Here is a 4,476-nt window from a genome sequence, read left to right as displayed (position 1 = left end):
GGGTGCTGGGACCTGACGGTCGACGGGCGCGCGCTGGCCCGCCTGCTCGGGGACGCACCGCCCGAGGACCCGGTCGGCTACGCGCACCGCGTGCTCGACGGGCCCCGCGATGCCGCGGCGCGACGGGCGTTGACCACCGTGGCGGCCTCACTGGGCCGGGGCATCGGCGCGCTGGTGAACCTCCACGATCCGGAGGTCGTCACCCTGGGCGGCGTCGGCGCGGGACTGCGTGCGGCCGCGGCCGAGGACTTCGACACCGCTTACCGCGATGCGCTGATGACCTATCGGCGCGACGCCCCACCGCCGGTGCGGGACGCCGAGCACGGGGAGCACGCCACCCTGCACGGCGCGGTGATCATGGCCATGAACCAGGTCACCAGTCCGGCGGGGCTGGCGGATTGGGCTGAGCGCCAGCGGGTTTGAGCGGCGCCGGGGTCAGTTGGCGTGCAGGGCCTCGTTGAGCGTGATGCCGGTGCCGTCGCGCCTGACCACCTCGACCGCCCCGGTCACCGAGTTGCGGCGGAACAGCAGGTTGTTCGCACCGGAGAGTTCCCGAGCTTTGACCGTCGTGGTCGTCTCGCCCTGATCGAGGAGGGTGACCTTGGTGCCGGCGGTGACATACAGGCCGGCCTCGATCACGCAGTCGTCACCCAGCGAGATGCCCAGGCCGGCGTTGGCGCCCAACAGGCAGCGCTTGCCGACCGAGATCACCTGGGTGCCGCCGCCGGACAGCGTGCCCATGATCGACGCGCCACCGCCGATGTCGGAGCCGTCATCGACCACGACGCCCGCCGAGATCCGGCCCTCGACCATCGAACTGCCCAGCGTGCCCGCGTTGAAGTTCACGAATCCCTCGTGCATCACGGTGGTGCCGGGCGCCAGGTGCGCGCCGAGACGCACCCGGTCGGCGTCGGCGATCCGCACACCGGACGGCAGCACGTAGTCCACCATCCGCGGGAACTTGTCCACGCCGTACACCGCGACCTGCCCGCGCCGACGCAGCCGGGCGCGCACCGTCTCGAAGCCGTCAACCGAGCACGGCCCGTGGCTGGTCCACACGACGTTGGTGAGCACCCCGAACATGCCGTCGACGCTGAGGCCGTGCGGCGCGACGAGGCGGTGCGACAGCAGGTGCAGCCGCAGGTAGGCGTCGTAGGCGTCGGCGGGCTTGTCGTCCAGCGACGCGATCACCGTGCGCACCACCACCACGTCGACGTCGCGGTCCTCGTCGCGGCCCGCCAGCGCGGCCAATTCGGCGGGCACCTCGGCCACCGACAGGCGCACCGTGCCGGACTCGCCGTCTGCGGTCAGCTCCGGGGCCGGAAACCAGGTGTCCAGAACCGATCCGTCGGCGGCGATCGTCGCGACGCCGATTCCTGATGCTCCACTCACGGGCATCAGGTTACCGGTGTGCCCCGTGCCCACCGACGGGGTCCCGACGGCGTCGCCGGGTCGGCTCGAGCGGCTAACGTGGCAGTTGTGCTGGACCTTCACGGTGACCCGATCGCGTTGACCGCCGCCCTGGTGGACATCCCGAGCGAGTCGCGCCACGAGTCGCGCATCGCCGACGAGGTCGAGGCCGCGCTGCGCGAACAGACCACCGGCTTCGAGGTCGTCCGCAACGGCGACGCGGTGCTGGCCCGCACCGACTTCGGCAGGCCGTCGCGGGTGTTGCTGGCCGGGCACATCGACACCGTGCCCGCCGCGGGCAACCTGCCGAGCAGGCTGGCCGACGGCATCCTGCACGGCTGCGGCACCTCGGACATGAAGGCCGGCGATGCGGTGTTCCTGCACCTGGCCGCCACCCTGGCCGACCCCGCCCACGACATCACGGTGGTGATGTACGACTGCGAGGAGATCGAGGCGTCGGCCAACGGGCTCGGCCGCATCGAACGCGAACTGCCCGAGTGGCTGGCCGCCGACGTCGCGATCCTCGGCGAACCGTCGGGCGGCTTCATCGAGGCCGGCTGTCAGGGCACCCTGCGGGTCACCGTCAGTGCGACCGGCACCCGCGCGCATTCGGCCCGATCGTGGCTGGGCGACAACGCGATTCACAAGCTCGGTGACGTGCTGGCCCGGCTGAACGGGTACCGGGCGCGCAGTGTCGACATCGACGGCTGCGTTTACCGGGAAGGGCTGTCCGCGGTGCGCATGGACGGTGGCGTCGCCGGAAACGTCATCCCGGACGCGGCGAGCGTCACGGTCAATTTCCGCTTCGCCCCCGACCGCAGCGTCGAACAGGCCTACGCGCACGTGCAGGAGGTGTTCGACGGGCTCGACGTGGCGATCGAACTCACCGACGCCGCCGCCGGGGCGCTGCCCGGGTTGACCCGGCCGGCGGCCGCCGCGCTGGTCGAGGCCGCGGGCGGTCAGGTGCGCGCCAAGTACGGCTGGACCGACGTGTCCCGGTTCGCCGCGCTGGGCATCCCGGCCGTCAACTACGGCCCGGGCGACCCGAACCTGGCCCACCGCGTCGACGAACACGTCGAGGTCAGCCAGATCACCGCGGTGACCGAGACGCTACGGCGCTATTTAACCGGTTGACGGCGCCGGTAGCGTGGAACACGTGCTGGGAGAAGACATCACCGGGTAGTACCCGGACGGGTCCCGATATTTCCTGAAGGCGTCACGCCTCGACGAAAGCACCCCGACATGTCTTCTGTCGTCTGTACCCATCTGTCCTTCTCCTGGCCCGACGACACTGCGGTCTTCACCGACCTGTCGTTCACCGCCGGTGCGGGCCGCGCCGGCCTGGTCGCCGCCAACGGCGCGGGCAAGAGCACCCTGCTGCGGCTGATCGCCGGCGAACTCCGTCCCACCGCTGGTGCGGTGACCGTGGACGGCGTCGTCGGCCACCTGCCGCAGACGCTGCCGCTTCTCGACGACCGCAGCGTCGCCGAGCTGCTCGGGGTCGCTGCGGCGATCGACGCGCTGAACGCGCTGGCGGCCGGCGACGCAAGCGACGCGGTGTTCGCCGCGATCGGCGACGACTGGGACGTCGAGGAGCGCACCCGGGCGCAACTGGACCGGCTGGGCCTCGGGCACCTCGACCTGGACCGGTCACTGCGCACGCTGTCCGGCGGCGAGGTCGTCAGTCTCGGGCTGGCCCGGGAGTTGTTGCGCCGCCCCGACGTGCTGCTGCTTGACGAACCCTCCAACAACCTCGACGGTGATGCCCGCCGCCGGCTCTACGACGCACTCGACGACTTCGCCGGATGTCTGCTGGTGGTCAGCCACGACCGGGTGCTGCTGGACCGGATGGACCGCATCGCCGAGCTGTACCGCGGCGAGGTCAGATGGTTCGGCGGCAACTTCACCGCCTACTCGGAGGCCGTCGGGGAGGCCCAGCGGGCCGCGCAGGACGCGGTCCGCAGCGCCGAGCAGGCCCTCAGGCGCGAGAAGCACCAACGCCAGCAGGCCCGGGAGCGGGCCGACCGCCGCGCCGGCACCGCTGCGCGCACCATCAAGGACGCGGGCCTGCCGAAGATCCTGGCCGGGGCGCGCAAGCGGCGGGCGCAGGAGACGGCCGGCCGCTCCGACGACGTGCACGCCAGAAGGATCGACGACGCCAGGAACCGACTCGACGACGCCGAGGGCGCACTGCGCGACGACGACGCGCTGACCCTCGAACTACCCGAGACGGAGCTGCCTGCCGGTCGAATGGTGCTGCAGTGCACCGGGATCAGGTTCAGCAGAAACGGCCGGGACGTGCTGGCCGGGGTGGATCTGGCGGTGCGTGGTCCGGACCGCATCGCGCTGACCGGGCCCAACGGCGCCGGTAAGACGACGCTGCTCAGGATCCTGCTCAGCGAGATCAAACCGGATACCGGCACCGTGGAGGTGGCCGCCGGGCGCGTCGCGTACCTGTCCCAGCGGCTGGATCTGCTCGACGAGGACCGCTCGGTCGCGGAGAACCTCGCCGCGGCCGCACCCGGGTTGTCGGTCACCCGGCGACGTCATCTGTTGGCGCAGTTCCTGTTTCGCGGCGACGATGTCGACCTGCCGGTACGGGTGCTCTCCGGCGGGGAACGGCTGCGTGCCACGCTGGCCTGCGTGCTGTTCGGTGAACCCGCACCCCAGGTGTTGCTGCTCGACGAGCCGACCAACAACCTCGACCTGGTCAGCGTCGGACAACTGGAGGACGCGTTGAGCGCCTACCGCGGCGCGTTCGTCGTCGTCAGCCACGACGCGTCGTTCCTCGAGGCGATCGGCGTGGATCGCGTTCTGCGCCTTGCCGACAGCCGGCTCGCGCAGGTTTAGCCGACGGCCGGTCGGGTGGGCGCCGGGCGTGGTGGCGCCGGTGGCGCCGGGTCGGGGCCTGGTGGCGTGCCCTCCCCGGCACGCGGCTCGGCCTCGTCGGCCGTGGTCGAGCCGCCCTCCGGGTCGGGCTCGCCGTCGCGGTGCTCGGCGTCGGCATCTTCGGCGTCGGGGTTCTCGGCGGCGTCCCGGTCGGGGGATTCGTCCCCAAATTCCGCG

Annotated in this window: 4 protein-coding genes and 1 pseudogene; 3 read left to right on the top strand and 2 right to left on the bottom strand. The window is 71.8% G+C overall.

All coding sequences use genetic code 11. The annotated features are described in order from the left end of the window. A partial coding sequence (locus tag MVA01S_RS28740; RefSeq protein WP_159426372.1) for an ROK family protein occupies positions 1-423 on the top strand: 423 nt, incomplete at its 5' end. 12 nt (positions 424-435) lie between these two features. On the opposite strand, the gene dapD is transcribed toward MVA01S_RS28740, so the two are convergent. After that, positions 436-1,392, bottom strand: a complete 957-nt coding sequence (gene dapD, locus MVA01S_RS28735; protein WP_003931044.1) for a 2,3,4,5-tetrahydropyridine-2,6-dicarboxylate N-succinyltransferase — start codon at positions 1,390-1,392, stop codon at positions 436-438. A gap of 87 nt (positions 1,393-1,479) precedes the next feature. On the opposite strand from dapD, the gene dapE reads away from it, so the two are divergent. After that, a complete protein-coding gene (dapE, locus tag MVA01S_RS28730) occupies positions 1,480-2,544 on the top strand; it encodes a succinyl-diaminopimelate desuccinylase (protein WP_003931045.1) in 1,065 nt (354 codons plus the stop codon). Between the two features lie 108 nt (positions 2,545-2,652). Continuing rightward, positions 2,653-4,260 carry an ABC-F family ATP-binding cassette domain-containing protein gene (locus MVA01S_RS28725; protein ID WP_003931046.1) on the top strand — a complete coding sequence of 536 codons (1,608 nt, stop codon included), beginning with the start codon at positions 2,653-2,655 and terminating at the stop codon, positions 4,258-4,260. Here the strand turns inward: MVA01S_RS28725 and MVA01S_RS28720 are convergent. After that, a pseudogene (locus MVA01S_RS28720) lies at positions 4,257-4,476 on the bottom strand (ESX-1 secretion-associated protein); the annotation flags it as partial. The gene MVA01S_RS28725 and the pseudogene MVA01S_RS28720 overlap by 4 nt on opposite strands.

Source organism: Mycolicibacterium vaccae NBRC 14118 = CIP 105934, from assembly GCF_001552715.1.
GTDB lineage: Bacteria > Actinomycetota > Actinomycetes > Mycobacteriales > Mycobacteriaceae > Mycobacterium > Mycobacterium vaccae.
The sequence above is the reverse complement of the archived record's forward strand: the minus strand, read 5'-3'. Positions and strand labels throughout refer to the sequence as shown.